Here is a 25,267-nt window from a genome sequence, read left to right on the forward strand (position 1 = left end):
ATGTGATTTTTTTGTCTCCGAATTTTTCATATATTTTACAGCACAAAATCTTGAGTTCTTTTTGTTTGATTTTCATTTTAGATCAGTCGTATTTTTTCTAATCCGCATACATGGCGCATATCACACCACGTACACGCATTTGAATTCTTAGTGAACTTTCCATTATTTATATTTTCGGTTACATTGTTCGATATTTCGGTTACGATGTTGATAACCGGCTGTGTAATGTTTACAATTATTGGTTTATTGTGCCGGACATAGTAAAACACCATCTTCGGTGGCCATATACCAAATTTTGCATGGTAATCGATTGCATATATTCCAGCCTGAAGGATATGCTCGATTTTGATTGAGTCAGGAAGTTCTTTTGCTGTCTTGTAATTCATCATTGAATGGTCGAATAACACCTTGTCAATGCAGATGTTGTAAGGTTCTTTGAGGGGTAATTCCAGATGTATCGGCATGAACTGGGTTTCACCATTCAGGGATGCAAGGTATTTGTTGGACTCGTTCTGTGAGAATATCAGTAATGTTGAAACCGCATCCTTAAATGCTGTTTCCGATAGTGTATAATCCCAATTTTTGTTTAGTAAGTCTCCGAGGATAATGTCAAAATAATTTTTCGGTGATGGGTAATCGCGGATTGCGCTTAAGTTCAGGCTGGGATAAAAATGTTCAAATACGGAATGGAGAATCTTTTCAAATTTCCAGTTCTTGGAATCTATTTCTGTAGGTGGAATTTGTTTTATGTATCTAAGATAATACGAAAACTGACATCCATATAACTGATTTTCAAATGTGTATCCATGCCGCTGGATTGATGAATAACTAAGGGTCATATCTCGCATGTGACCATTGGAGATGTTTCAGATGCAATTCTTTTCAGTGCCTCTCTAATCTTTGATTTGACTAAATCAGGATTCTTGTCAATGAAAGATTTTGCTTTCTTAACGGCATTTTCTTTACTGTCGTCCGATGCTGTAAGCATTAGTCCTGTTATGGCTTCTGTTACTCTATACTCGCCATAAACCTGATGTGAGAACAATGATACACCACCATATTCGAATGGTTCTGCATCATTTACGGGTTCAGTTGTGTCTTCTCTGCGGATAAAATACATTCTTATATCTCCTTTTAAAATATAAACAGTAGTACCACAGCAACCACGAGTCCGAAGATTGCAATGGATTCGGGTATAACAGTCATTAAGAGACCTTTTCCGAAGAATCTTTCTTGTTCTGCCATTACCTTTACGGCCGATGAACCGATAACTGCTTCTGCTTTTCCTGCGCCTATACCGGCAAGACCCACTGCAAGTCCTGCGCCTATTGCTACTAGACCTTCAATCATGTTATACTCCTTGATATTTTATTTCCAAGATTGTATGCGACAAGCATACCTATTATTATATTGGCAATTGTGCCAAAAAATGTTATGTAGATACCCGATGATTTATATTCACGGGCGAGAATGATGATTATTATCGTGATTAGAACCATTATGAATATGCATATGCTTTTACATATGCCGAATGTATATGTGAACAGTTGTCTACGGTTGTCAATTTCGGTCGATGTTGGAAACAGTTCAGGGTGGGATAGTTCCAATCGCCTTCGTGAATTACTCATAGTTATCCTTTAGTTTACGTATTCTGCGAAGTTTGAACTTGCTTGTTTTGCTTGTACAAGATCCGTTATAGTGATGGTACCGTGTTGGGTATATGGTATATCATCGTCGCCGAAATTGGATTCAAAGATTTTATCACCAATACCAAACCCTACAATGGCACGATGTCTCCAACCATACCATTTCTGTTCTGATACGTTGAAACCTATTGAACAGATTCGAGAAGATGGAGTACGAAATTCTGGTTGAATTCCTTTTTTGAACAGAAATCTTGCAAATTTTGTGTCTCCGATATACTGACCAGATTTTGTGAATGCAGATTTTATGACTAATCTGGGATATGTTGTAATAGAAACGGGTGAACTATCATTGGTTGAGAAACATTCATACCGGACATCATATTGTTTGTAGTGGATTGTTTTGAGAAGGTTGTTTATCATGATATCAAAGTTCCATTGTGTTTACGATTTCGATATGTTCAATGGTTTTCTTGCGCACATACCACAGGAAAATTATTCGAATTGACAAAGATTCGAGAAGTTCGATTTCAAGTTGTGTCCCGGCTTTACCTTCGGCGATGAGATCCGACCATTCCCGGAGTTTATAGAACACATTGTCACGTTCGATTTTTCCGCTGATGAATTCGTTGACAGCGAGTTCTAATTTTGCCTTTGTTTTGACATCACATATCTCCAGAAGTTCAATTGCTTTCTTAGTTACTTCTTCGGTTAAACGCGCCGGATTAAAAATATCTTGGTCTTTTTCGATATTGACAAATTTTTCTGCTAACTCGTCAGAGAATGCTGATTCAATTGAATCGACGAATTCTTTTAATTCTGGAGTTTTACTTAATTGTTTTGATTTTTTTGACATTTATATTACCTGCTCTACACTACTTATTGTCTGTATCATGGCAATTTTTGACAATATGCCGCTGAATTCAACGATGGGTATACTTGATGCCATATGTGACGCATGATTAGCTACAATTGCGTTTATTGTGGCTACAATTCGGTTATTGTGGTTCTTATCCTGGGAGAATGTGATGTTTGTACATGCCTCAAGAATAGATTCACAAATCGATTCGTTATCGAATCCTTTGTTAATCAACATAGTAAGGAGTATTTCACGTGCTGATATAAAATCACCTGATACAGCAGTCGTAACAATGAGTTTACATGTGTCAAGGTCAGGTGTCTGGGTGAATACTTGGATTGCATCCATTGATATTGTCAAAGACAACATGGACGCACCTTCAAGTGGGTTTATGATTTGTCGTGCATCTCCTTTTGCATATCGACATAGTACAGATCTGACTTCAGGAGATACAGTAATGTTTTCTTTTGTACATATCCGGTCAATTAGAATATTCATTTCGGTAATGCTGAGTGGTGAGAAATGAATTGGTGTCAACCTGGATTGAATAGGTTGAATTATTTTACCACGGAAATTACAGGAAAGAATAAACCGTGTCCTATCTGCGTATTTCTCAATTGTTCGACGCAATGTCCATTGTGCGGCCGAAGTTAGTGCGTCGGCTTCATCGAGAAATATAATCTTATCATTGCTTTTGTCTGCAATGTCTTTTATCTTGCCACGTATTACATCAATACCATTCTCGTCGGATGCGTTTATTTCGGTAAAATGTGATTTGTACGAAGTGCCATACATTGCATGTGCAATTGCAAGTGCAGTTGTGGTCTTTCCAACTCCTGAATCACCGGAAAACAAGAAATGAGGTACATTATTGTCAACGACATATTTTTTTATTATTCCCATTGCCTGCGTATTACCGATTATATCTTCGAGTGTTCCCGGTCGATGTTTTTCTATCCAGATTTCTTTTAATGGCATTGTTTGTTATCACCTTTTTGTTTAATATGGTATTATTTAGATATATAGTTATTCACTATCGAGAGAATTTCGGCATGAACAACGTCGATTGGTTGATTTGCGTTGACCATGGGATAGTGAAATTGTCGTGCAAAAGATTTGTATAATTCGTTTATCCGCTTCTGTTTTTCACTGGTTTCATAATAGTAAGCTACCAGCGGCTAAAGCCGCATTAGCATACGGAAATAAGAACCCCTGACAAACTTCTGCCTTTACTTTTTTAATTCCAGTCTTTCTTAAGGGGTCGGGTATTGTACAATTGCTCTTCATCACCCATGCAGATTACCCAATAGTACAATTTAGTAGCTTCATCACCGTCGCCGGCTATACGATTGTACACAATCAATCTACATTTTAAATAAAATTTCCATTGGCGATAAATATGGAATTAAGACATAGTCGCCATAGTGTATCGGCTCTACAATATCATTTCGTGTTCTGTCCGAAGTATCGAAAGCCCCTGTTAATGCCGGGGATTGATACCAGGCTAAAGCTAATTATAATAGATTTGGCTGAGTTTCATAATTGGGATGTACAAAGCTTGGAGGTCATGCCCGATCATGTCCACATGCTTCTTGCAGCAGATCCGAAATGGTCTTGCTCTGAGATCATGAAATGGATTAAGGGCAAGTCTTCTTTCCTGCTGAGAAAAGAGTTTCCTGAATTGAAAGCTTCTATTCCTGCGCAATTATGGACTCATTCATTTTACGTTGCATCGGTTGGCGGGACTAATGAGGATGTAGTCAAGCGATACATTGAGAATCAACGAAAGGAAATGAAGGGATAACTATTAATAGAATGGTAACTATAGTTAGTATATAGTAAAAGGAGTAACGAATTATGACAAAGAAAGTACCAGAATATCACGGAAGAGATAGAACAGATTGTGAATGCGGAGTTTGTACCGGAGAAGACGCCTATCTTGATTCAATGGATAGACAATATCAAACATGGCTGAGGACTCTGGATTAATCTTCTTTGGAGGAAACTATGACTAAAAGGGATTCACAAAAAAGAGCATACACTTACATCTGCTATAAATGCAAATTACCTATTCTTGATGCCGAAGCCGCTTTTATCAAAATAGATCACACGGGAATCTTTCATCGGTTGTGCTTACCGGCAGACACAACCGATATTGAGGAAATTGAAATATAATTCTCAGGAGTGAAATATGGTTCTAAAATGTAAACGCCAAGAAATGTGTGATGCATGCAAAGAGCCTATCAAAGTCGGCCAATGGTATGATGTTCTCGCAATTGATAATCATAACATGGGACATACTCATAAATCCATTTCAGTTCATGAAGAATGCAGGCAAAGAGCAATAGAGGAGCTATGTTAGATTTTAATTTTATAACATCTAAAGTTCTTCTTATTAGAGAATGGGACGAAGACGTTAAAAGTAATAAAAAATCACAAGAATATTTAGTTATTGCTACTGAAACGGGTATGTTGGCATTTGAGGCGAAAAGGAGATGAAAATGGCAGAAATTACACAGAAAGTCATAAAAGATCATGGTGATGGAGAAGTTGAGATTGAAGTTACCGCGAGGTTTACGATTTATACCCCAACAACGCCACGCGATAAAGTGAACAGAGAATTTCACGACGCAATGGAGAAGTTCGCAATATGAGCCTTGAAATACCGGATTGCCCGGTATTAGGAGATCATCATAGTTGCCAAGAGTGCGGAGATCGGCAGGTATGCGACCAATTCTTAAGTACCATTTATGATGAAATCAATTTGAAAAACGAGGAAGAGCAATGATAACTTTAGACGTTAAATATTTTTCAGAATCGGATTATGCAGAAGCGCAGGAATTTATTAAGAAGCTCCGTGAAATGTTTCCAGTCTTTTTCCATGAAGAATCCTGCAACAAAATAAATACAGTCCAGTTGAGCAGTAATGACATTAAGCCCCCCTATCAATTGGAAATGACGAAATATAAAGAGGAATAAATGAACAACCAAGAAGGCATTGTTTTTAATTTGGATGATTCAGCCCAAATATACGTTCATGGCTGGATTGTTTTTCATGATTGCAATGGACATGAAGTTATGAGATTGCCACAATTGGAGGAATCAACTTGACTAAGGAGAATCAGATAAAGCAGGTGTATAACGCTTTAAAAGTGGCTGGGGAGAAGATCGGATATCATAACTACCTGTTACAATTGACTGAGTATAAGAAAACTCATAAGTCAGTAAAGAATTTCAGATTTACTGTAACGCCTGAGCATAAGGAGATCGTGGAAGCTATGGGTAAAGTGCTAAATGAGACCATGACACCAGAAGACGCTATGGCTTTATTATGGCAATATGACACGATGAAGCAAAGGGGTGTATAAAATGGCAGTATTACTATACAAAAAAATAGATGAAATGGATAGAGAAGAGCTTGAAGGGCTTCAGAAGGAATTAGAACAGACTATAGATGAATTGAACGAACAGGTATTAGAACAAACAAACGTCTTAAATTCAGTGATTGGTAGAATTGATCAAATAGATGCATCGGAGGAAGAATAAAGGTATATTCAATTCTAACAAGGCAATCGTCGTTTGAACTTGCAAAAGAAATCCTGATTAAGCAGAAAGGTGATAAATCAAAAGCGTTATCCCGAATCTTGGAAGATTATAAAGTTATGATGGATATGCTAAAAGAGGATTATTATCAGATTATCCCTAATGCTAAATGCAAGAAATGCGGTGGAGTTGTCTTAAAAATCGTGCGTATATTTTCACAAGCGACTTGTGGGGGAAATCCTGTTATAGGTTGCCCGGTCTGCAAAACCTTTTCATCCGGGAACATGCTATTTAATAGACGAGATATAGAACTTGATCCGCCTGTTGAAGCATGCACATATGGCGTTGAATACTGTAAATTCACTAATGTGCATGGAACGCATGAAACGGTATTAGAAGAATGTAAAAAACACCATAACGAATGTGTAAAATTATACCCCTGTGCGTTCTTTATTATTTATAGTAATGAGGTGTGAAATGAAACGAGAAATAATGTTTAGAGCATGGGATACAATCTTAAACAGGATGTATCCTGCTTTTGAGATGAAAGAGTATATGAGCTTAAATGAGATGGGACAAGATAATATAGTCCCACAAACAGCGAATGAAATCGAGTTAATGCAATTTACAGGACTCAAAGACAAGAACGACAAAGAGATTTATGAGGGCGATATCTTAAAAGATGAGTATAACCGACTCCTGTTAGTTGAATGGTGGCAATACGCTTTTACTCTGAAAGCCATCACAAAAACCAATTTTGTACGGGCTAATTATATTATCCAATGGTTTATAGGCGTGCCCTCTCTCCCTGAGATCATTGGAAACATCTATGAGAATCCTGAATTATTAGAACAGGATACTTTATGCGCATGTAAAGAAGTTAAGGGGAAACACAATGAACGCACATGAGAAACGAGCCGCTAAAGCAGAGGAAATGAGAATTGCCTATGATGCATATCTTAAGATTAAAAAAGAATACGAAGATGTTTATTATAATGCAAAGGACGATCAATGAGATTACACTTAAAACAACAGCCACCGGATGTTCACGGGATGATTTCAGAGCATAAAGCCTCTCATGGTCATAAGAGCAAAGAAGATACAGTAACCTGCCTTATCAGAGAAGCCATGAGGCGATATGATGAAACGGATAAGATCGCGGATTTATCGAAATTAATCAATCGCTATATTGATGAGAACAATACACTCAAATTTAAAACAAATCTTCAAAAAGAACGTATCGAAACTTTGGAATATAAACTAAATATGATGGATGCGGATGGCAGCCCATGATAAAAAAAGAAATCGGATGTACTGACATATTTATAGAAGGTAAAAATGCAGATATGCATTATCCGTTTATAGCCTGTCGGTTATGCTACCAGGAACAGGGAAGCTTAGGATGTATTGATTTCAGGAATAATACACTCTCTAAAATGATATACGGGAAAGTAGCATGATATCACAACAGTATAACGCTAATTTTTTTGCCACTGGGGATAGACCATATCCAGGCTATATGTTTGTGGAGATTATAGCAGATGTTACCGCAGTCAAAACAGTAATTATACCCGTCTGGGAGAAGCCGTAACTATGCCGACCCCGGACAAACAGGAGACCAGGGATTGAAGATGCTAACTAAAATAAGGGGTTCTAACCAGCTCACCCACGTTGAAGCTGTTGACGAATTGAACCCTCTCCCACGGCTAAAGCCGTGAGATTCCCATACGCTCATATAAGCTCTCTATGGCTCTCATCTAGGGGGATTACAGCATCCATAGCCTCACTATTAATTCGTATAGGATTAACGAGCGAACCACTCTGGCTCTGGATTCCTTTGAATCCAAAGCTGGTAGGGCAAACCTTACCTATCGCAGTTTGTTTCGCCCTTGAAATCGCATCGCTAAGGATAGATTCCAGACCTTGCCAGAGGTCTTTCACTCTGACTAAATCAAGGGCATTTGTTTCTTTTCCAATACATTTTGCCAAAAATGCAGAGTACAAATCCCTCTGCATCTCGATACCACAGCAGATATGCCATCGTTTGCTAAGTGGTTTCTTAACAGCTTGCTCGCATATATGGCATATTTGAGATAGTTTCGTTGTCGGTGTTGGAAATTCAAATAAGTAGCCACCAGCATTTTCAGCTTTTCTCTTGAGGCTATTCATGAACATTGATGGAGCACGTATACCAATTGACCTGCCGTATCGCTTTTGCCAGCCTTTATATGATACGTCTTCGGTCTGGATTCTCGTGCCCATTGATATTATTTCGTTTATGTCTTTACCGTAAAGGGATTTTCGATGTGCAGCTAAGATTCGATCGGTTTCGGCTAAGTCCTGGCTTATTGTTTTATACCGGTTGGATTTCTTGAATTTCTTTCCCTTCTTGACTGTTCCATTTTTATTATAATTGTCTGGATTGGTTGCCCGTAATGATCTATCTAATTTTCGTTGCAGTTTTCGTTTCTTTTTCTGATCCGGCATTAGTTCACTGCAAAACTGTTTCAGGGTAGCTTTTGTATCTGCAACCATTGCTATTGTTCCCACCCCTACATCCAATCCGATCTCTTCTGTCCCAATTTTGTTTTTTGGGTTCTGAAATGGTATTCCTTCGCAAATAAGTTGAAGATAAAAGCGGTTCTTGCCATTGATCTTTCTTCGAATAATCCGGCAATACTTGACGTTATGTTTTAAGCCGTATGCTATTACAGCATTCTTCGGGTCGATTATGCATGGGATTTCAAGACCAGACCAATAGAGGCTATTGCCCCTGAATATTAATCCGGTTTCATTGTTTTTTCCTTCCAGAGAATCCATCTGGTTTTTTCCTTTGAATCTCACGTTTTTCGCTTTTCCAAATGCTTTTTTCTGGACTGCATTGAATGCTCTCAATGCTAATTTCTGAGCGATATGAGCGTGAATATGTTCTTCCATCCAGCTATTCCTTATTCCAGTTGCATAATGTTGAATATCGTAGTCGGTAAACCCTTCTTTCTTGTTGAGTTCATTAAAAGCCTTTGTTCGTTCCTTATTCGGCTTACCGTTAATTGTTTTCGAGAGTTTCTGGATTTCCTGATACTCTTTTGATTGCTGAATACGTGCAAGTCGTTTGAGTGCTTCCCCTAAACAGGCATGATACAACTGCCTGCCAGCATCCAGACGTACAAGTATTATTGCTTCATCTGCGGATGTGGTTTTTAATGGAAGTTCTGTTATGAACGAGGGGGTGTTTGATCTCATTTTCGCATCTTCTAAGCAATAATCTATATTACTCTGAAAGTTAATATAGCTATCGGCGACTGAATTATCGCAACCTTCTAAGCAATTGTTGCTCTTTTGTTCAGCCGCCATGATTGTTATGTTTTTCATAGTACCTCATGCAAAGGGTTCGCTATCTCCACGGCTAAAGCCGGAGGCTTGCGCTCACCCTTTGAACCCACGATTTTGTCATCAGACTCTGGATGAGAAGTGCACGGTCTACCGTAGTCTGGTCTTTGAGTATATTTTTTGTAAGTACATCATCTATCAAACAACCACTGACAGAATCATAATACGGATATTCAATACGCGTTCCATTTAGTGATTTAGTTAGGAGTTTTGTTTGCGTTTCTTTCCCGATGCCATCCGACCCTTCTATACATACAATTATGTTTTTCATATCTGTTTTTCCTCTTCCCAAATTACCAATAGTTTCATGTGTCGACCCACTTCTCCTATCGTTCCCAGTCTCTCGGTGACAAATTCACATATTTTCAACAATTCATCATCTGACAATAAAGTATTGGGGAAGTATTCACGAAGTGTTTTAATATCTGACATTATTTCACCTTGTTATTTCTTACCGATAGGTCATATCCCCATATCATTATTGCACCATCGATAGATTCAGTCATATCCATATCTGCATTCACCAAGGCTTTTTTGACGATTGTACGTGTCTTGATGTCCTTTATCAGGAAGAATTCAAGAATTTCTTCTACGAGTTTTTCTTTCATTTCTTGTGTTGTCCATTCGTGATTGTGTTTTGAATCCCGGAGTTCGAGTTTTTCTTTCATCTTGATAACGAAATTATCGAGATCGGAAGTGTAGTTGAGCAAGGAGCCATTTATCATGCTGTCACATCGTCGAATAGATTATAGTCACCACGGTAGACATGTGCCGATGTACTGATGTCGATGACCTGGATTAACTTGGCCTTGTTGGGAATCAAGACTTCTCGGTTAATTGCTGAAAGAATTCCTGTAATATTGGTTGGCCAGGCCATTCCAAAATCACGAGATCGAAACATCCAGCGTGCTGAAGCATATGGTATATCGTTTTCGATTCCTTCCAGACGAATCTGGATATTGCGCAGACATGGCGGAGATTCCGGTATTTCGAATCGGTCAATTGAAGGATTTCCTATGTCTATTACGTTACGGTTTGATGATATCTGGGTTGCTATTTGCTGTGCAAGGTCTTCTTTTGTGAGTTTCCACTGGTCAATTGGTATTTCTTTGAATTCTCCATCCTGTTCTGAAAATGCATATCCAAGGTATGCTTCTACCCTGTCTTCGTAGCAATAGGTAAAGCCTTGTTTTCTCCAGTCAAATCCACGATCCCACTCGTGAATATATCCATCTCGCATTTTTTGACGGGTTGGGAATTGTCTATGGAACTTACCATCGATTGCCTCTTGTAAAACATTGTCTGTAAGATTTACAATAAGACAAACATCTGTTGCGTACTTTTGTTCTTTTTCATCTCCGAAGGTTATGGGTTGCCCGAACATTTTTATATGTCTGAGTCCTCTATACCATGCATTTCCGAAAGATTTACTTTCATGTATTACATCTACTGATTTTGGTTTAATCATTTTTTACTCCATGTTGATTAACTCGTTTTTCGAATTCTGAAACATGATCTGCACATTCCAATTCACCATATACAGGAAATAGTTTCTCCATTGCAAATCCGTAACATTGTTCGGTTTTATATATACATGAATCACATTGTTCCTTGGTCATTTGTTCACCTTACGTATTGAAATATCTTTTATATTCTTCTCCACACTTATCACTACAAACTGATGAATAATTATAACAATAATTTCCGCAATTTGGACATTTTCCTGTTGGTTCCGGCTGTGTTTCATCATGTGGGATATATTCTATAATTACCAAGAATTGTGATGATGTTGGATCTATGATATTTCTGTCCGTGTCTACAAGCCACCAATGTGGTTCATTATTCTCACTCAAAATAGTTTTAACGTGCCCCCTTACTTTCATTAGTTCTGGGAACTGAAGATTCATAGCATTAACTGCTTCTTTACATTTTCTTTTCGGATTATTATTCTCAAGAAATTTTCTTATCCATTCTATATATTCTATTTTCATAGTATTCCTCGCTTTTTGTAATCCAGAAATCCCATTAGTGCTTCGTAAGTGCGGTATTCTGCATATGTACGATCGCCTACGAATTCGATCGGGACTTTATATTTCACACTCCATCGGATTGCCGTATCGATGACAGTCTGAGGAGGTATAAGGCTTTTGTATTTTCGTGCAAATACTTCATCGGATGTTGCCTCTATGAAAACCGCATAGTATCGTTTTTTTGACCCCATTAGTATTGAGGCTTCGAGCCTTTCGCGTCCTTCGGTACTGGAAATATCACCAACCCAGTTATCCAGTGTCTTACGTTCTATTGAGATTTCGTCGAGATATCTGGTGATTACATCTCCTTTTTTCGTACCGCATGAATAATCTCCCGCATGTATTGTCTCGACCTGCGTAACGACACCATAGTCTTTAAATTCGTATGGAAGTTGTTCACGAGTATCGATAAATATTACGGGATATGTTTTTAGTCGTGCCATGAGATCCAAGCCCACGATAGCAAACATCCGATAATAGATATGAGTAATATTGTAAATGTAATACTTGCTATTTTACCAGTAAATTGATATGTCATAATTTCATAAAGAAAAACTATCATACTTATTGCGGCTGTGATATTAAATACAATAAATATTTTTCCCCTATTGGTTAAATTCATGTTATCACCTATTGTTGATTGGTACGAAAGTATATATACTTATCTTTCGGGTGTCGTGATTTTTCGTTCTTTGTAAACGATGCATCCGTACACAAAGGTTGAGTATAGAGTTATTCCTGATCCAAGAATCGATGTTAGTATTGTTCCGTTCGGGTATCCGACAAATGTGGGCATAGCCATGATCATGAATCCGGATATGATTCCTATCTCGTATAATGGTTTATTCATCTGAATTTACACTCCTTTTTGTTGCAGAGTCCTGCGTTTTTCATTTTCTTGTGAGGGAATCGTTCACATTTTTTTGATTGGAATATTGACCATACTCTAGGTGCGGTCTTGCTATATTCATAGTCTCGCCATCCGAGTTTCGATAAGAAATCAATTGCTTCAATAGGTGCTATACCAATTTTTTTCATATGAATTACTGCGCTTGACCGGATTTCGTCACGTGGTTCAAGTGTTGCTAATTGAGTACGTAAACATCCATGCGGAAACATTGTTTCAAGAAATAGTTTTACGTCTTCCGATAACGATGAACGTGTTGAGTCAATCGCATAATCATGACTTGTTTTATTGGTCTGGAACTGGTCAAGGTCTACAGGTTTGAATTTGAAGTCTGACATTTTCATGGTAGGCTGTTTTACCGGCACGGACTGTCGTGGTGTCCTGGCTAACTGAAACATTTCTTCAGGTTGCATGTTTATAAAGTCTTCAGGCGGAATTGCTATACAGTTGAGACCATTTGTACGTTTTGAAGGTAAGCGGATAAGTCGCCGTAAGTCTGGAACGACTACAGTATCTGCATGAGGTACCTTGAATGATTGCGTTTTGAACAATGTAGAACCACATATACAGGTGGTACCTTCGACGGTGCGACCACAGGATTTACAGATTTTCAGGTCAACCTTATCAAAAGACTTTGATTCATTAATGAAAAAATAAAAAAGATTTGTTATTAAGTCGCTATCGTTAAATTTTTGAGGTAAAAAAAGAGGAAGTATATGGACACCTTTTTCAGCTGTGTAATGCGGTACATATGGGATGTGGTAATCGTTATAGACGCCGGCCAGCTTTTGTGCCTGCTTGATTTTTTCAGCACGTTTTATGTTCTTGATTTCCTCGGATTCCTTGATGAATTGTGTTGTGTTTCCGCATTTACATATCACGTTTTCGGATTCCTTAATAACTTCTCCACAAAATTTACATGTCATATTGAAACATGCATCGAAATCGTTGAATATTGTCCGGCAAACTGTTGCATCATTCTGGAACGAGTTTAGAGTGACAAAACATGGATGGATACCGTTATTTGCCGTAATAAAATGTTGTAGTTCAGGAAAAGAGTGGATTTTTTGTTGTAGCGGATTGCCGACGAATCGGTCAAAGGAGTCAAAAAGGTACGGGAAAGATTGAATCATTGTCATTTTCCCACCTTCTTACAAACGAATTTATGGTTCAGGATATTGGATTTTTGGGAGAATTTGATAATACGTATAAAAATCATCAAAACTATTGTACTGGCTATCACAAAACGTGGAATTGTAATCATTCCAACAATAAAAATCGTGGTTATAAATAGATCGATAATAACTGCTCCTAATGATACTTCTCTATCTCTGGTGTAATCTTTTGATATTCCAAGTATCCAAAAGAAAACTTTCCAAAATTTATTGTGCAATTCACAAATCATGATTTCATCTCTTTACAGTGTTTACAATTATGATTATAATCAAATAATGTTAATAGCAATTTAATGTTTGCTATACACGATTCATTTGATTTTTTCGGTAAAATATTAGATAGCGTTTCTGAACATAATCCTTTTGTTATCATACTTGTTACCACCTTTTTTGTTTTATATTTCTGTTGAATTCGTCATCGAAGTAACTTCCGGTTCATCAAGTTTAGCACGATTTACAATCAATTGTTTATATTCCGGGTTCAGTTCGAACAAGATTGCATTGCGCATATTGTTTCGACAAAACTCACCAACAGTACCACTTCCCGCAAATGGATCCAATACTGTACCGTTTGGTGGGCATCCGGCCAAGATTGGCATCTTCACCAGTTCTAATGGGAATGTTGCGAAGTGGCTTTTTGGGTATGGTTGGGTACTGATATCCCATACATCACCTGGATTCTTGCCTTTGGGATTACTTAGAGCTTGATCATGAGGAACACCATTGGCGCGAGCATCATTGATTCGCTGTTGTATTTTATTCATATACTCCTCGTTATCTTTCCATTTCCCTTCATACGTGGCTCGCTGCGTTCTTGCTCTTGGGCATCCGAATGCTTCGGGATCCCTTTCAGTTTCAAACTTGCCCGAATACTTCTTAGCCAGCGATTGCACCATTTTATTGCATCGAGAACCGTTACCGTTTTCTGGATTACCCCTAAGTTCATACTGTTTTAATCCACCATTTTGATTCATAACATTCTTTTGCGATATTCTTGCTATACTAGATGTTGCCAAAGGTTCTCGTATCGCATCCAGATCAAAGTAATTCTTCTGTTGCTTGGTGAAGAAATAAATCACTTCATGCGCTTTCGTAAATCTGTCTGTCACGCTCTCTGGCATGTGATTAGACTTTACCCAAATAATTGAGTTACGCAAAATCCAGCCTCTTTTTACCATACCTAAAGCGAATTGTTCCGGTATCATAACATCGCTTTTTCTTTTGATAGTATAGCCTGTTTGATGTAATCCACATAGTTCACATACTCGTTCAATGCCCTTTATTTTCCAACTGAATTGGTGTTGGCAAGTTTGTCTTGAAAGTATTTTGTCCATAATTCCCTGTCAAAATTTATCAATGAGTTGCATCGTTTACATAATGCGTTAAGATTTTCTTCTCTGCTATCTTCTTTATCAAAATTAATGTGATTTATAGATAAAGTATAACCTAACTCGGCTTCGTTTTTATTGCACAATTGACATGTATAATTATCACGCAACCGGATTTTGTCTTTTAGTTTTTTATAAAATCCCTTATATCTTCTATTTGCTATACCACCACGCCACGCATGATTTTTATCTCCTGATGATAATTCCGACAACTTTTGTAAGTATGCTTTATCTGAAGCTAACCGTAACCCTCTCTCCTTAGCTTTTTTGCATTCTTCTGGACGATCATCCCACCAAGTTTTTAAAAATTGAGAATGTTCGGGTCTTTTTACACCTTTTCGTGAATCGTGATATTGCCTCGCTTTTTCAGATTTTCTCAACGAAACGGATTGTTTTTGTTTTGCATCATCAGTCCATACATGTGTTTTGTTAAATGGTGAGTGTTCTTTACAATATCCACTTAAACTATATCCCTTCTTCCCACAGACGGGACACCACACTGTTTTATTTGGCATAGTAGTATAATGGTAATTCTAATGTAAATACATTGTGTTCACAAATAACTTTCTGTTTCTATGATGAATATATCTTCCGATGCGTAACTTGTTCCTAAGTTCACAAAAACATTGCCACAGTCTTTCAATTTCAGCTTAACATCATCGAATAAATCAAGCATGTGTTTGAGATACAATTCAGGTGTGGGTTCAAGACCGAGCTGACCACGCCACGCACCGCAGAGTGAACAAGTATTATGCGAATAGTTAAACCGTTGTACGTCTTTCAGTGTATTTCCAACGGTTGCGCTATTCCCTGTTATCGAACTATCACACCATTCTTTTTTAAACTCAACCCATTCGTGTTCACATCCTTGTTCCCCATCGAATATTATAGGTTCTGTTTGATAATTACGTAAGCCCCAATACGGAGGACTTGTCATTACGCAGTCAATTGATTTATCGGGTAATGTTTTTATTAAGTCATAACTATTGCCGATTCTCATGTCTATCATTTGTTTTCACATCCTAAACTTGATTTTTGTAATGCAGTATCCCGAATACAAATAAGAGGTCGAAAGTATAAGTGAAAAATTCTATGTCTGAGAGGAAATCATTTCTGAAAAAATTGAATAGTTCTGCTTCGATAATCGCTAACCCAAAAGTGAGTATTAATCCAATTGCCAAAAAATTTACTGTATCTGTTATACTGCGTTTACCTGTCATCTTACCTGCTCCAGTATTCTGGTTATTTTCCATTTGAGACCACATGTACATTTGGTGGGTGTGTTTTCTTGAATAATATCCATGAGTTCACCGCATGTGCATCTCATTGTAGTTCGTTCAAATGGAGTGTATATCATGGAATTAAAAAAGAGTGTGGAATATCAATCCACATCTCTCAATTTGGTCTGCATTTTGATACCGGTGTGGAATCCCATATCGTTTTTGGATATGTATACACTCTGTTTCTTTGGATCTGTATCTTCAGATGTGATCATGAGTTTTCCGTTCAATGAACCGAATACGTTTCTGAAATCACTTCCGAGAACGATATTTTTTCCGACCATGTTGTTGACGATATACGTCAATGGTATATGTTTTTTGAAATTGTCGTTTGATATATCTTCTGCGTCTCCGGCAAATACCAGCAGGCTATTCGGGGTAAAGCCGAGAGGGTAGGTTTCATCAAGGAGTTGTTCTGTTTTGTCGCCGATTGTACGCATTGTCGAACTGTCAATCTCGAATTGAATATCCACTTTTGCATATGGATGTTTTTCGGGTGGTACCAGAATTATCTTGTTTTTATAGCTGAGTTCCGGTGCTACTGTTATACCCGATCCGCTACACTTGGGGCATGTTGAGAGTTTGCCACAATCACATGCCATGGGTAACTCGTTTCGCGCGTCATCAATTTCACTACCTGAAGAATGTGTTCCCCATTCCTCATAGTCTTCTTCCGTATTTGAGCCACGGAAAACCGTTTTGTTTGTTTCAGTGTTGTGGACTATGGATACTGCTTTGTATATTGATAGTTCACTTAACCTTTTCAGTGCGATTTCCATATTGAATATGACATCGCCTTCGCCTTCAAGATTTATGAAAGGTGTTTCGACATCGGTTTTGCATAAAACTTGGCTGTAAATACTGTTTGCTTTCTGTCTGGCAAATAGTATTGATCCGGTTGGACGTTTTACCACAATCACTTTTCGGCGTGGAAATATCATCTTTGCGGCGTTGCCTGCGGATTTTGAGCTTCTGGTCAATGCCAGTGCATCAAATAGTACTTTTAGGTTCTGGGTTGACCCAGATATTTTTATTTCGGACATTAATTACACTCTTTGAACTTCTTTTCATACTCTTCTATGAACAATTCGAGTTCATCCTGGCTGAAGTCCTCGGCCATTTTTGTCACTTTCTCGCTTCCAATGAAATGTTTTTTCATTACATTGTGAATATCGCTGATGATTTTGTCATTCATTTTTTCAACTCAATTTGATTGAGCAACTTGATTTCGTTCATTATCTTATCCCAGTCGCAGTCTTCCTGCGGTGCCAAATCTGCATTCTCCACGATTCTTGATGTGGATGATTTACGGAACTTCCATAAGTGCCGCTCTACGAATTGTGATGTGTTAGCCTGCTTTACCTGTGCCGAGTACAGATGGACAATGTAATCGCAGAAATACTCCAGATCGTCGGTATTTTTACAAACACCGGGCACTACACCGATAATTTTCTGTTTACCGTTTTCTTTTTCTTCACCGATAATTTCAACACCTTCCTCGGCAGTAACGACAACATTCATCTGACTGTGTTTAATATTGTCAATAATACGAGCCATTGTTGCTTTTATCTGTGATTTTTCTTCGATCGTTGTTTTTGAGTTTGTCGGTTTTCCAAGGCTTATCAACATATCTTCTTTTACGATCTGCTTGGATTTTGTGTAGCTGTCAAGGACAATTGTTCCCTTGACACCTGTTTTTTCGTAGTGCTCTCTCAGGTAGTATAGTGCCCATGCAACTGAGTTTTCGATTTCTTCACGTGTGTTCGGAGTATAGAGGTGCGCTATTCGGTCTTTGAACCGCTTAAATTGGGTGTCGGATCGATGATCTACATCGATCCATTCCACTGGTGTCGGTGTTTTACTGATGCCGACATAAGTTTTTCCCTGCCCACCTTTTCCGAATACTACAACTGTAGCGAAATCTTTGCTCTCCGCGAGCTTTAGATTAGCAAGCGGAGGCTGACCCGACCTTGGAAGTGGATTGAGTGTTTTTATAGATGGTGTTACTAGGTCGGACATGGTTCATTCCTCAGACGTATGTGGCCGGAGGTGTATTTGTTGGTGCGCCTGCCATATCAGCCAGTGATCTACCCTGGACTGCGCCTGTCTGTGACACCGGTGCTCTTTGTGATGCCGGTGCTTTCTTTTCGTTCTTGACAATTGGTATGATGGTAAATGCGTTCAGGGCAAGTGTACCCGTCTCACTATCAACTGTTGCCGTTCCGATAACTTCAATGATTGACTCTTCCGCAAGGTTCAGTGAATCATATAATGATGCGGATAGATAAATCTGAACACCACCGTATTTTGTGACCTTCCCGGTTGCATCCCTGACATTTAGCATTTCTGCTTCTGTCAAGCTGTTATCAATTACCGTGTATGAACACACGAATCCGCCACCTTCTTTACGGGCAGTTTTGGATGGGCGTTTGATCGTGACTTCGCACCTGCGCAGGTCGAGTGAATCAGCGTATTGTTTTGCGCCTTCTTTACGAGCCGCCAGTTTCTTTGATGGATTTGTTTTTACTTGGGCAAGTGACATTAGCGGGGCAATTTTGTTTTTGAATGCTTCGATCTGTTCAGTTGTGACTTCGGGTTTGTTTATGGGTACAAAGTTTGTGTATGATGTTGCCGAGACTTCACGTCTTGGTACACCTGTGCCTGTTGTTGTCAGGTTAGCATTCCAGAATGAAAATGGTGTTAACTTGTCGACCATTCGTATTGGACTGCCTTCGAAAAATGCTGCGATTGTCGGGATACCGAGTTTGCCTTCTGCCGGATTGAAGAAGTCGAGTGGATCGCCATTTGGTGTTCCCTGTGCATCCTTGCGCTTCATCATGGTATAACAAATAACATTTGCTGATTTTGGTAATTCAGAAGATCCGATCACCAGTACTTCGTAATCGACAAGTGGATTGTCGGCCATGTTAGCGGTCATTGATTTTACCTGCATCAATGCATATTGCCTGCGTTTTGCAAGTGGCTGATTGGCAAGATTGGCAAAGTATTTTAGGTAGTCCTCTTCAATTTTTGAGAATCGGATACCGGTCTGTGTTTCGATTTTTTTGAGTCCTTCTACGATTGCGTCTGTAAATGCTTCATTTGATGGTTGTTCTATTTTTTGTTCTGTCATAATATTTTACCTTTATTTTGGTACTTTCTTTAATTTTTTGTTTGAGAAAACAAATGTCAATTCCGTATTATCGCCGACTGTGTTTATGCTATATGATTCCGGTACTGCTGTTTGTATCTGAAAATTATCCTTGAATTTTACAGGAAATTTCAGATACATTGCACCAGATACATTTAATACCAAGTTTTCGGTAAATTCGGGTTTTAACAATGTTTTATCATCTTTAATTTTGTTCATTTTCCACCGGGTGTTTTTTAATGTTGACTGTTGTTGTTTGTCAACATTTATTTCTTAATGTTCTTAGATGTCTTAAATGTTTCTATCTCTTCATCAGTTCCAGATATTATAATATGCGTTGTATTGTCAGAACCACATGAATAACATGTCATATAGTTGTTATCACAAAACATGTTTACCGATTCACAATCTAAGCAGTGTTGAAAATGTGCATGATTTATTGTGTTACCGCAATTTGGAAAATGGTATATGGAATTCATCTCAGGTCATGTTCTTTTCTGTCGTGGAACTCTTGTTGTTTTGCCGCATTCCAACTTGATACATTACTGAGATAACCAGTTACTCTCGATACATAATCTATATCTGTTCCATTACATTGTGGACACTTATCGATTTTGCCATGTTCTACGTGAAAACAAGATTTACATTGAGTAAGTACTTTTGTGAAAGCAAAATATCCGATTTTTGTGTTGCGGATAATACCCATCGCAAATTCTTTTAATCCTATTGGATCAGAATTCCATTCATTTAGAAATATATGATGTATATTTCCTCCATCGAGAATGTCAAAGAAATCTTCTTCTATTCGTATTCTATCAATCAATGAACATTCTGCATTTACTGGTACATGAGTACCATTAGTGTAGTAGATTGGAAGATTTTTTGTAGTGTGGAGTTTTGATATTGCTGTTTTTACGTCTCCACTTACAATTTTCATGGCAGATTTAGTATATGTTGGGTCAAGGATATCTGCAACCGCAAATCTCTGTGCTGTTGTCTCAGCGGGTGTTCTTGCAAATACCAGATTCATGTTATGTTCTTTTGCTTTTTCTTGAATTATTGATTTCATTTCAAGACATAAATATTGTCCAAGTTCGAATGATTTAACTGATTCATGCATTGATTTTCCTGTATAATGTCTGACTACATCATCAATTCCAATCATACCGATGACCCAGACAAGTTTATCAAAGTCAACCAAAGAATATTTTGATTGGTGTGCATGGTTTTTTGGTTTTTGTTGCGCAAAGGGTATACGGTTCGCTGCAAGTTGAATATCCATAAATTTCTTTTTTTCTTTGAACACACCGATTGCAATCTCAACCATATCAGACCACTTTTTCACATAATCTTCAGGTGTGGTTGACTGATATGCAAGTCGTGGACAATTAATCGTAACCACTTGCCATGCACCCATTGAAAAACCAATATTATCTTTGAAATAAAGCTTGTTATCAAACGAGTCATCCGTCTGTGTGCTTGAAGAGAATGAGTAAGCGCAACACTGATAACAGTCGACTGATTTTTCTCCATGGCTACGATACGAGGGTACCATATTGTCAAAATATGGCGTTCCGAACTTTGCTGATAATTTGAATACTAGATCATATAAACTATCATACGTTGGAATATCAGTACCGTAATAGATATCATCTTCGGATTTTACTAAAAACTCTTTCATGAATCCAATCTCAGGTTTGGGAAAATTGAAAGGTTTACCGTTATAGTCGCCTTCAGTCATTAGTTCTATTATTGCTTTGAATCCTAACCTTACTTCTCTTTCAAACATGCCATATGGCTCATCTTGGTGAACTTTTCCAGCATATACTGATGGTTTGTCTTTCCATAGGTCTGGGACACCTGGCGTTAGTTGTACAGAAGAAAAAACGACTTGTCCACCACGAGCAACCATTGTTTGTGCAATTTCATAAACAAACATTTGCATTAGTTGTCCTATTTCTCGCTCGTTTTTATCTTTGAAATATGGTGCTAAGAATGTGAGGAAATTATAGAATCCTTGTCCACCTGCATAATTTGTTTGTGCCGAACCTAATACTTTGGCTGCATGCAATATTGCAACTTCTGCGTTTTTTGCGGCTCCCGCAATATTTGTTTTGTTCATTCCAGACGAATCTAATCCATAAAAAAAGAAATTTCGTAAGTCCCAATCCATACAGAAGCTCCTAGTCATGAAATATTCAAGATCGTGAATATGAATATCTCCAGAAAGATGAGATTCAGAGATATAATGTGGCAAAATAAGTAAAGCACCTTCTTTGAGAACCTTATCTGCAACATATTTATGAGCGGTTTCAGCATTATCGACGAGGTTTGCGTTTTCAATTTCTGGGTTTGTAATTATCCGGAACAGGTCAAACAATGGAATACCAACACGCGTATATACTCGCCTGATATCTTCCATGTTGTTTTTAAGCATTACAGCACATGCAAGTTCGCGTATTAGCGGGGCAGATAAATAATCTATATTGTGTTCCTGAATTAGTTTATCTACTTCATCTGCAACCAACTTTGCCTGTTCCAATGTTAATTTTTCGTGCCCATTTAATTTCTCAATTAATGTAGATTCTTTTAACAAAGAATTTGTAATTTTATCTTTATTAAAAGAATCTATATGACCAGATGATTCTCTAACATTTGTCATTGAAATACTCCTTTACAATAATTCTTTATACTCATCGAAAGTATAAAACTTACTATCTTGTTCGATAATTGGTAGCTGTAATGCTATTTTTCTCGCACGGAGATATGCTACTGATTTGGTGGTTGTTCCATCAACCTCTTCGAAACATATATCTTTTTTGGACAATAATAGTTTTAAAAGTTTACAGTTTGGACAATTATTTGACGTATAAATTTTCATTCGTTATCACCATTTTTCCCAAAAAAAGGGGTACACTTAGAACGTGTACAAAGTATATAAAACTATATCTTTTAATCCTCACTGTTATAACTTAAACATTTTCTACATGATGTTTTTTCATACATTCGTGATGTCTTTTAATATCCTCACTGTTATAACTTAAACAAGAATTATGGTCAAAGACCGAGTTCTGACAGATGTCTTTTAATCCTCACTGTTATAACTTAAACTCTTAATACGCATTGCCTGCTTCTTTGACATTACCATCTTTTAATCCTCACTGTTATAACTTAAACCAAACATTTATTTTATCTCCGCATCTTGTTTTCTTCGCAAATTTCAGTAATTTTTGTCGTGTATCTTCAGTTATGCACCTTCCTTATAAAGATCCACGACAAATATCTTCAAGATACTGTAATCCTACAGACCACGACTTTATTCTTCTGAGATTCGAGAATGTTATTCTATCTAAATAAACATCTCCAGTCATGCGACTAATAACATCCCCAAAATTCGTGAATGGTACGCTTCCTATAGTAGCAACGGTTTCGTGGTTTGGATATAATTCTTTATCTGCTATTATTAAGCATTTCTTATTTCGTTCATCTTTAAAAATCTGGTCATAAATATAATTTACCTCATCTAATGACACTATTTTGAGTCGAAGTTCACTTAACTTGTGGTTATTTAAATAATTCCAGTGAAGGTTCGTGGTGAGAATTGTATGATATTTCAAGCTTGTGTAAGGAAGATCGGGTGCTTCATTGAATTGTGATAATGATGTATCCGAGATAAGTCGCTGATATAGAGTTTCAGCAGTATTATTCATGTCATAATTATGTCGAATTTTAGCACAAAGATTATCACGGTTTCCCTGACCGGATTCGTATAACAAATCACCACTGTATAGCGATAATCTATAATTACTTACATTATCTGCATAGACGGGTTTCTTTGTTATGTGCGGACGCGACATCTTCGATGCGTCTGCATCTGCTGATGTGGATAATTTCATATCATTCTTATGTTTTGCACCTTTCAATTTATGGAAATCATGCTTTATTGCATTTTTAATTTCCTGTTCTATCTTCTCATCAATTTGCATATAAAAACACGTTCCCATCCGAAACACAATATAACTTTTCAACCTTTCCTTTAATCCACAATGATTCAGAATGTTTCCTGTACCCTTCGCTTCTCATAAATGAAGGTGGTATTGAATAATGCCTTGCGCCTTGAACTGTTGAGTCAAGGCAAAGCGGGCTTGTCAATCTAACTAGCCATCCCTTCTGACCCCATGAATCCAATTTAAATTCACCATATCCATATTTAGCATGATTTAATACTCCTGTAATGCCGTTTTTTGCAGTATCAATCAATTTCGTATCATCTCCAAATACTGAATAATCCAAGTCGTTTAGATTGAAAGAATATGAATTTGTTATAGTAAACAATCCAAATCCCATGTTCCTTTTAGCACCAAATTGCATTTGTTTCAAGTCAATCTCATGGTCGCCAACCGTGAAAAAAGATAAGCGATCTGCATGGAATAAATCAAAGTTTTCACCGGATTGGATAGCTATATTGTGGTGTCTCATTATCCTTTCTGTTTCATGATTCCCATTGTTTTCTTTCAGGAATGGTGTACTGTAATTCCTCAACTGAAAGAAGTCTTCATATTTACTCATGGTCTTATCAGAAAGAGTAATGTGTGTGCCTACAGGCCAGCCTTTCCAGTCCTTTTTATTATAAGACATTTTACCAAGTGAATTAATGGATTCAGGTAATATAGAGTGAAATACTCCATGTGATACTTTTTGTAAACTTTTAGCTTCGCTTAATCCCTTCTCACGAATGATCGAACTGTATATCTGGTTCCCCCCTACTAAAAAGGGAGAACCGACATACGGTGAATCGAATTGCCCGAAATAAACAGTGATTATACTTCCTTGTTCCACCATTGTTTATCAATCCCAAATAATTCCCTTTGGCGTTTTAACTCGATGTTAAGTTCTTCATTTATGCTTTTCTGTGTTTCCTGCCATGCAAGTATTTTCTCTTTTATTCCTGCGGGGAATGTATTGCCATTTTCAGCATCATCTTCGTTCTTTATCAGTAGAAGATGGTATTTTCTGACCTCATCTCGTGTTAGTGTTGGTGGTAAGAATGAAGCGTCTATAAATCCGCCACCGAAAGTTCTTTGTCCTCCAAGCTGTGATTGGAACTCTTCGGAGTGTGCTGAAAGGTACTCAATACCACGCATAATCATTGCAGTGTGCAGGTTCAAACGTGAACTATTGCCATTATCTTCATACATCCTTAGATGCATAATTGCATCAAAGTTAGAAATCACATCAGATGTATGCGTGGCAAAAGGTGTGCCATCTACAGCAGATCGAGGACTGATTGCTATCTTTCTGAAATTACCCATGCCTGTGATATTCCGAATACCTTTTTCATAGTGAGCTTTTACAGGCGATACTTTAACAGGCATTACCGAAAATACTCTGTGATGTCCCGTAAATCCACCGAACATCTGAGCTACGATACAGGGTTCGCCAGTAACGGCTTCACATTCAGGCTTCTCTTTAGATTCACCTTTACCCATACGTTTCTTATGGTATCCATGTGCTAAATCCTGCTTCGCATACCCACGATAATCCTGATTACTCGCTGAGACATTGGTGAGGTCATAATTATGGCATGGTGATATTCCCTGCGAGATAAGGGATTCAGTAATTCCTCTTCTGAGCCAACCAAGTAACGAGAATGGGCTTACCATACAAGCTACGTTATTTGCCATACTATTTGTTCCGTAATCTTCTGTATCTGCTGTTTTTCCGGGTGGAAAAATCGAGTGTGTTTCTGCAATCATACCGTTTCTGATTGAAAGCATCGGGGATTTTAACCTTATTTTTAGTTCCATATTTATCAAACTCATGTACTTAATGTACTATACATACTGTTTTTGACAACACTCGTATTGCTGTAATACTATATATCGGTATCCCCAAACATTA

The 25,267-nt window shown here is 37.7% G+C and carries 31 protein-coding genes; 8 read left to right on the forward strand and 23 right to left on the reverse strand.

The window, feature by feature from the left end; all coding sequences use genetic code 11:
* Positions 1–77 precede the first annotated feature (77 nt).
* The 6 genes from WC623_RS22075 to WC623_RS22100 all read right to left on the reverse strand — a co-directional run bounded on the left by WC623_RS22075 (position 78) and on the right by WC623_RS22100 (position 3,480).
* Positions 78–839, reverse strand: coding sequence for a PD-(D/E)XK nuclease family protein (locus WC623_RS22075; protein WP_372855232.1), 762 nt, complete (start codon positions 837–839; stop codon positions 78–80).
* Positions 836–1,120 (reverse strand): hypothetical protein, encoded by a 285-nt coding sequence (locus WC623_RS22080; protein ID WP_372855234.1) that lies wholly within the window; start codon positions 1,118–1,120, stop codon positions 836–838. Before WC623_RS22080 ends, WC623_RS22075 begins: the two co-directional genes overlap by 4 nt.
* Before the next feature lie 14 nt (positions 1,121–1,134).
* On the reverse strand, positions 1,135–1,350 hold the full coding sequence (locus WC623_RS22085) for a F0F1 ATP synthase subunit C (RefSeq protein ID WP_372855236.1): 216 nt from the start codon (positions 1,348–1,350) through the stop codon (positions 1,135–1,137).
* A 287-nt stretch (positions 1,351–1,637) separates the two neighbouring features.
* Positions 1,638–2,066, reverse strand: coding sequence for a hypothetical protein (locus WC623_RS22090; protein ID WP_372855238.1), 429 nt, complete (start codon positions 2,064–2,066; stop codon positions 1,638–1,640).
* A gap of 4 nt (positions 2,067–2,070) precedes the next feature.
* Entirely contained in the window at positions 2,071–2,499 is a 429-nt protein-coding gene (locus tag WC623_RS22095) for a hypothetical protein (protein WP_372855240.1), read from the reverse strand.
* On the reverse strand, positions 2,500–3,480 hold the full coding sequence (locus tag WC623_RS22100) for an AAA family ATPase (protein ID WP_372855242.1): 981 nt from the start codon (positions 3,478–3,480) through the stop codon (positions 2,500–2,502).
* Between the two features lie 421 nt (positions 3,481–3,901).
* Between WC623_RS22100 and tnpA the strand changes: the two genes are divergently transcribed.
* The 7 genes from tnpA (at position 3,902) to WC623_RS22135 (ending at position 7,338) form a co-directional block, all read left to right on the forward strand.
* Complete coding sequence (gene tnpA / locus WC623_RS22105) at positions 3,902–4,306, forward strand: IS200/IS605 family transposase (protein ID WP_372855244.1); 405 nt, start codon at positions 3,902–3,904, stop codon at positions 4,304–4,306.
* Between the two features lie 697 nt (positions 4,307–5,003).
* Positions 5,004–5,156 carry a hypothetical protein gene (locus WC623_RS22110; protein ID WP_372855246.1) on the forward strand — a complete coding sequence of 51 codons (153 nt, stop codon included), beginning with the start codon at positions 5,004–5,006 and terminating at the stop codon, positions 5,154–5,156.
* A 130-nt stretch (positions 5,157–5,286) separates the two neighbouring features.
* On the forward strand, positions 5,287–5,481 hold the full coding sequence (locus WC623_RS22115) for a hypothetical protein (protein ID WP_372855248.1): 195 nt from the start codon (positions 5,287–5,289) through the stop codon (positions 5,479–5,481).
* A gap of 128 nt (positions 5,482–5,609) precedes the next feature.
* Positions 5,610–5,870, forward strand: coding sequence for a hypothetical protein (locus WC623_RS22120; protein WP_372855250.1), 261 nt, complete (start codon positions 5,610–5,612; stop codon positions 5,868–5,870).
* A 1-nt stretch (position 5,871) separates the two neighbouring features.
* A complete protein-coding gene (locus tag WC623_RS22125; protein ID WP_372855252.1) occupies positions 5,872–6,048 on the forward strand; it encodes a hypothetical protein in 177 nt (58 codons plus the stop codon).
* 474 nt (positions 6,049–6,522) lie between these two features.
* Positions 6,523–6,954: a YopX family protein gene (locus WC623_RS22130; RefSeq protein WP_372855254.1), complete on the forward strand. Its 432-nt coding sequence runs from the start codon at positions 6,523–6,525 to the stop codon at positions 6,952–6,954.
* Positions 6,955–7,056: 102 nt separating this feature from the next.
* On the forward strand, positions 7,057–7,338 hold the full coding sequence (locus WC623_RS22135) for a hypothetical protein (RefSeq protein ID WP_372855256.1): 282 nt from the start codon (positions 7,057–7,059) through the stop codon (positions 7,336–7,338).
* Between the two features lie 438 nt (positions 7,339–7,776).
* Here WC623_RS22135 and WC623_RS22140 read toward each other — a convergent pair whose 3' ends face one another.
* The 5 genes from WC623_RS22140 to WC623_RS22160 form a co-directional block, all read right to left on the reverse strand.
* A complete protein-coding gene (locus WC623_RS22140) occupies positions 7,777–9,417 on the reverse strand; it encodes a hypothetical protein (protein WP_372855258.1) in 1,641 nt (546 codons plus the stop codon).
* Between the two features lie 449 nt (positions 9,418–9,866).
* Positions 9,867–10,103 (reverse strand): hypothetical protein, encoded by a 237-nt coding sequence (locus WC623_RS22145; RefSeq protein WP_372855260.1) that lies wholly within the window; start codon positions 10,101–10,103, stop codon positions 9,867–9,869.
* A 53-nt stretch (positions 10,104–10,156) separates the two neighbouring features.
* Complete coding sequence (locus WC623_RS22150; RefSeq protein WP_372855262.1) at positions 10,157–10,903, reverse strand: hypothetical protein; 747 nt, start codon at positions 10,901–10,903, stop codon at positions 10,157–10,159.
* 160 nt (positions 10,904–11,063) lie between these two features.
* On the reverse strand, positions 11,064–11,426 hold the full coding sequence (locus WC623_RS22155) for a hypothetical protein (protein ID WP_372855264.1): 363 nt from the start codon (positions 11,424–11,426) through the stop codon (positions 11,064–11,066).
* Positions 11,423–11,908, reverse strand: coding sequence for an ERCC4 domain-containing protein (locus tag WC623_RS22160; RefSeq protein ID WP_372855266.1), 486 nt, complete (start codon positions 11,906–11,908; stop codon positions 11,423–11,425). The genes WC623_RS22155 and WC623_RS22160 overlap by 4 nt, the downstream gene beginning before the upstream one ends.
* Before the next feature lie 258 nt (positions 11,909–12,166).
* Here WC623_RS22160 and WC623_RS22165 point away from each other — a divergent pair, with 258 nt between their 5' ends.
* On the forward strand, positions 12,167–12,319 hold the full coding sequence (locus tag WC623_RS22165; RefSeq protein WP_372855268.1) for a hypothetical protein: 153 nt from the start codon (positions 12,167–12,169) through the stop codon (positions 12,317–12,319).
* On the opposite strand, the gene WC623_RS22170 is transcribed toward WC623_RS22165, so the two are convergent.
* The 12 genes from WC623_RS22170 to WC623_RS22225 all read right to left on the reverse strand — a co-directional run bounded on the left by WC623_RS22170 (position 12,312) and on the right by WC623_RS22225 (position 25,173).
* Positions 12,312–13,511 carry a hypothetical protein gene (locus WC623_RS22170; protein ID WP_372855270.1) on the reverse strand — a complete coding sequence of 400 codons (1,200 nt, stop codon included), beginning with the start codon at positions 13,509–13,511 and terminating at the stop codon, positions 12,312–12,314. The genes WC623_RS22165 and WC623_RS22170 overlap by 8 nt on opposite strands.
* A 431-nt stretch (positions 13,512–13,942) precedes the next feature.
* Positions 13,943–14,881, reverse strand: coding sequence for a site-specific DNA-methyltransferase (locus WC623_RS22175; protein WP_372855272.1), 939 nt, complete (start codon positions 14,879–14,881; stop codon positions 13,943–13,945).
* Positions 14,827–15,450, reverse strand: coding sequence for an HNH endonuclease (locus WC623_RS22180; RefSeq protein WP_372855274.1), 624 nt, complete (start codon positions 15,448–15,450; stop codon positions 14,827–14,829). Before WC623_RS22180 ends, WC623_RS22175 begins: the two co-directional genes overlap by 55 nt.
* Positions 15,451–15,488: 38 nt before the next feature.
* On the reverse strand, positions 15,489–15,872 hold the full coding sequence (locus WC623_RS22185; protein WP_372855276.1) for a hypothetical protein: 384 nt from the start codon (positions 15,870–15,872) through the stop codon (positions 15,489–15,491).
* A gap of 444 nt (positions 15,873–16,316) precedes the next feature.
* On the reverse strand, positions 16,317–17,258 hold the full coding sequence (locus WC623_RS22190) for a hypothetical protein (protein WP_372855278.1): 942 nt from the start codon (positions 17,256–17,258) through the stop codon (positions 16,317–16,319).
* Between the two features lie 148 nt (positions 17,259–17,406).
* Positions 17,407–18,234 (reverse strand): AAA family ATPase, encoded by an 828-nt coding sequence (locus WC623_RS22195; RefSeq protein ID WP_372855280.1) that lies wholly within the window; start codon positions 18,232–18,234, stop codon positions 17,407–17,409.
* 10 nt (positions 18,235–18,244) lie between these two features.
* Entirely contained in the window at positions 18,245–19,348 is a 1,104-nt protein-coding gene (locus WC623_RS22200) for a hypothetical protein (protein ID WP_372855282.1), read from the reverse strand.
* 12 nt (positions 19,349–19,360) lie between these two features.
* On the reverse strand, positions 19,361–19,585 hold the full coding sequence (locus WC623_RS22205) for a hypothetical protein (protein WP_372855284.1): 225 nt from the start codon (positions 19,583–19,585) through the stop codon (positions 19,361–19,363).
* A gap of 256 nt (positions 19,586–19,841) precedes the next feature.
* Positions 19,842–22,028, reverse strand: a complete 2,187-nt coding sequence (gene nrdD, locus WC623_RS22210) for an anaerobic ribonucleoside-triphosphate reductase (RefSeq protein ID WP_372855286.1) — start codon at positions 22,026–22,028, stop codon at positions 19,842–19,844.
* A gap of 598 nt (positions 22,029–22,626) precedes the next feature.
* Positions 22,627–23,352, reverse strand: a complete 726-nt coding sequence (locus WC623_RS22215; protein WP_372855288.1) for a hypothetical protein — start codon at positions 23,350–23,352, stop codon at positions 22,627–22,629.
* Positions 23,342–24,208 carry a hypothetical protein gene (locus WC623_RS22220; protein WP_372855290.1) on the reverse strand — a complete coding sequence of 289 codons (867 nt, stop codon included), beginning with the start codon at positions 24,206–24,208 and terminating at the stop codon, positions 23,342–23,344. The genes WC623_RS22215 and WC623_RS22220 overlap by 11 nt, the downstream gene beginning before the upstream one ends.
* Positions 24,187–25,173, reverse strand: a complete 987-nt coding sequence (locus WC623_RS22225) for a hypothetical protein (protein ID WP_372855292.1) — start codon at positions 25,171–25,173, stop codon at positions 24,187–24,189. The genes WC623_RS22220 and WC623_RS22225 overlap by 22 nt, the downstream gene beginning before the upstream one ends.
* Positions 25,174–25,267 lie beyond the last annotated feature (94 nt).

This window comes from Pedobacter sp., from assembly GCF_041645105.1.
Lineage (GTDB): Bacteria > Bacteroidota > Bacteroidia > Sphingobacteriales > Sphingobacteriaceae > Pedobacter.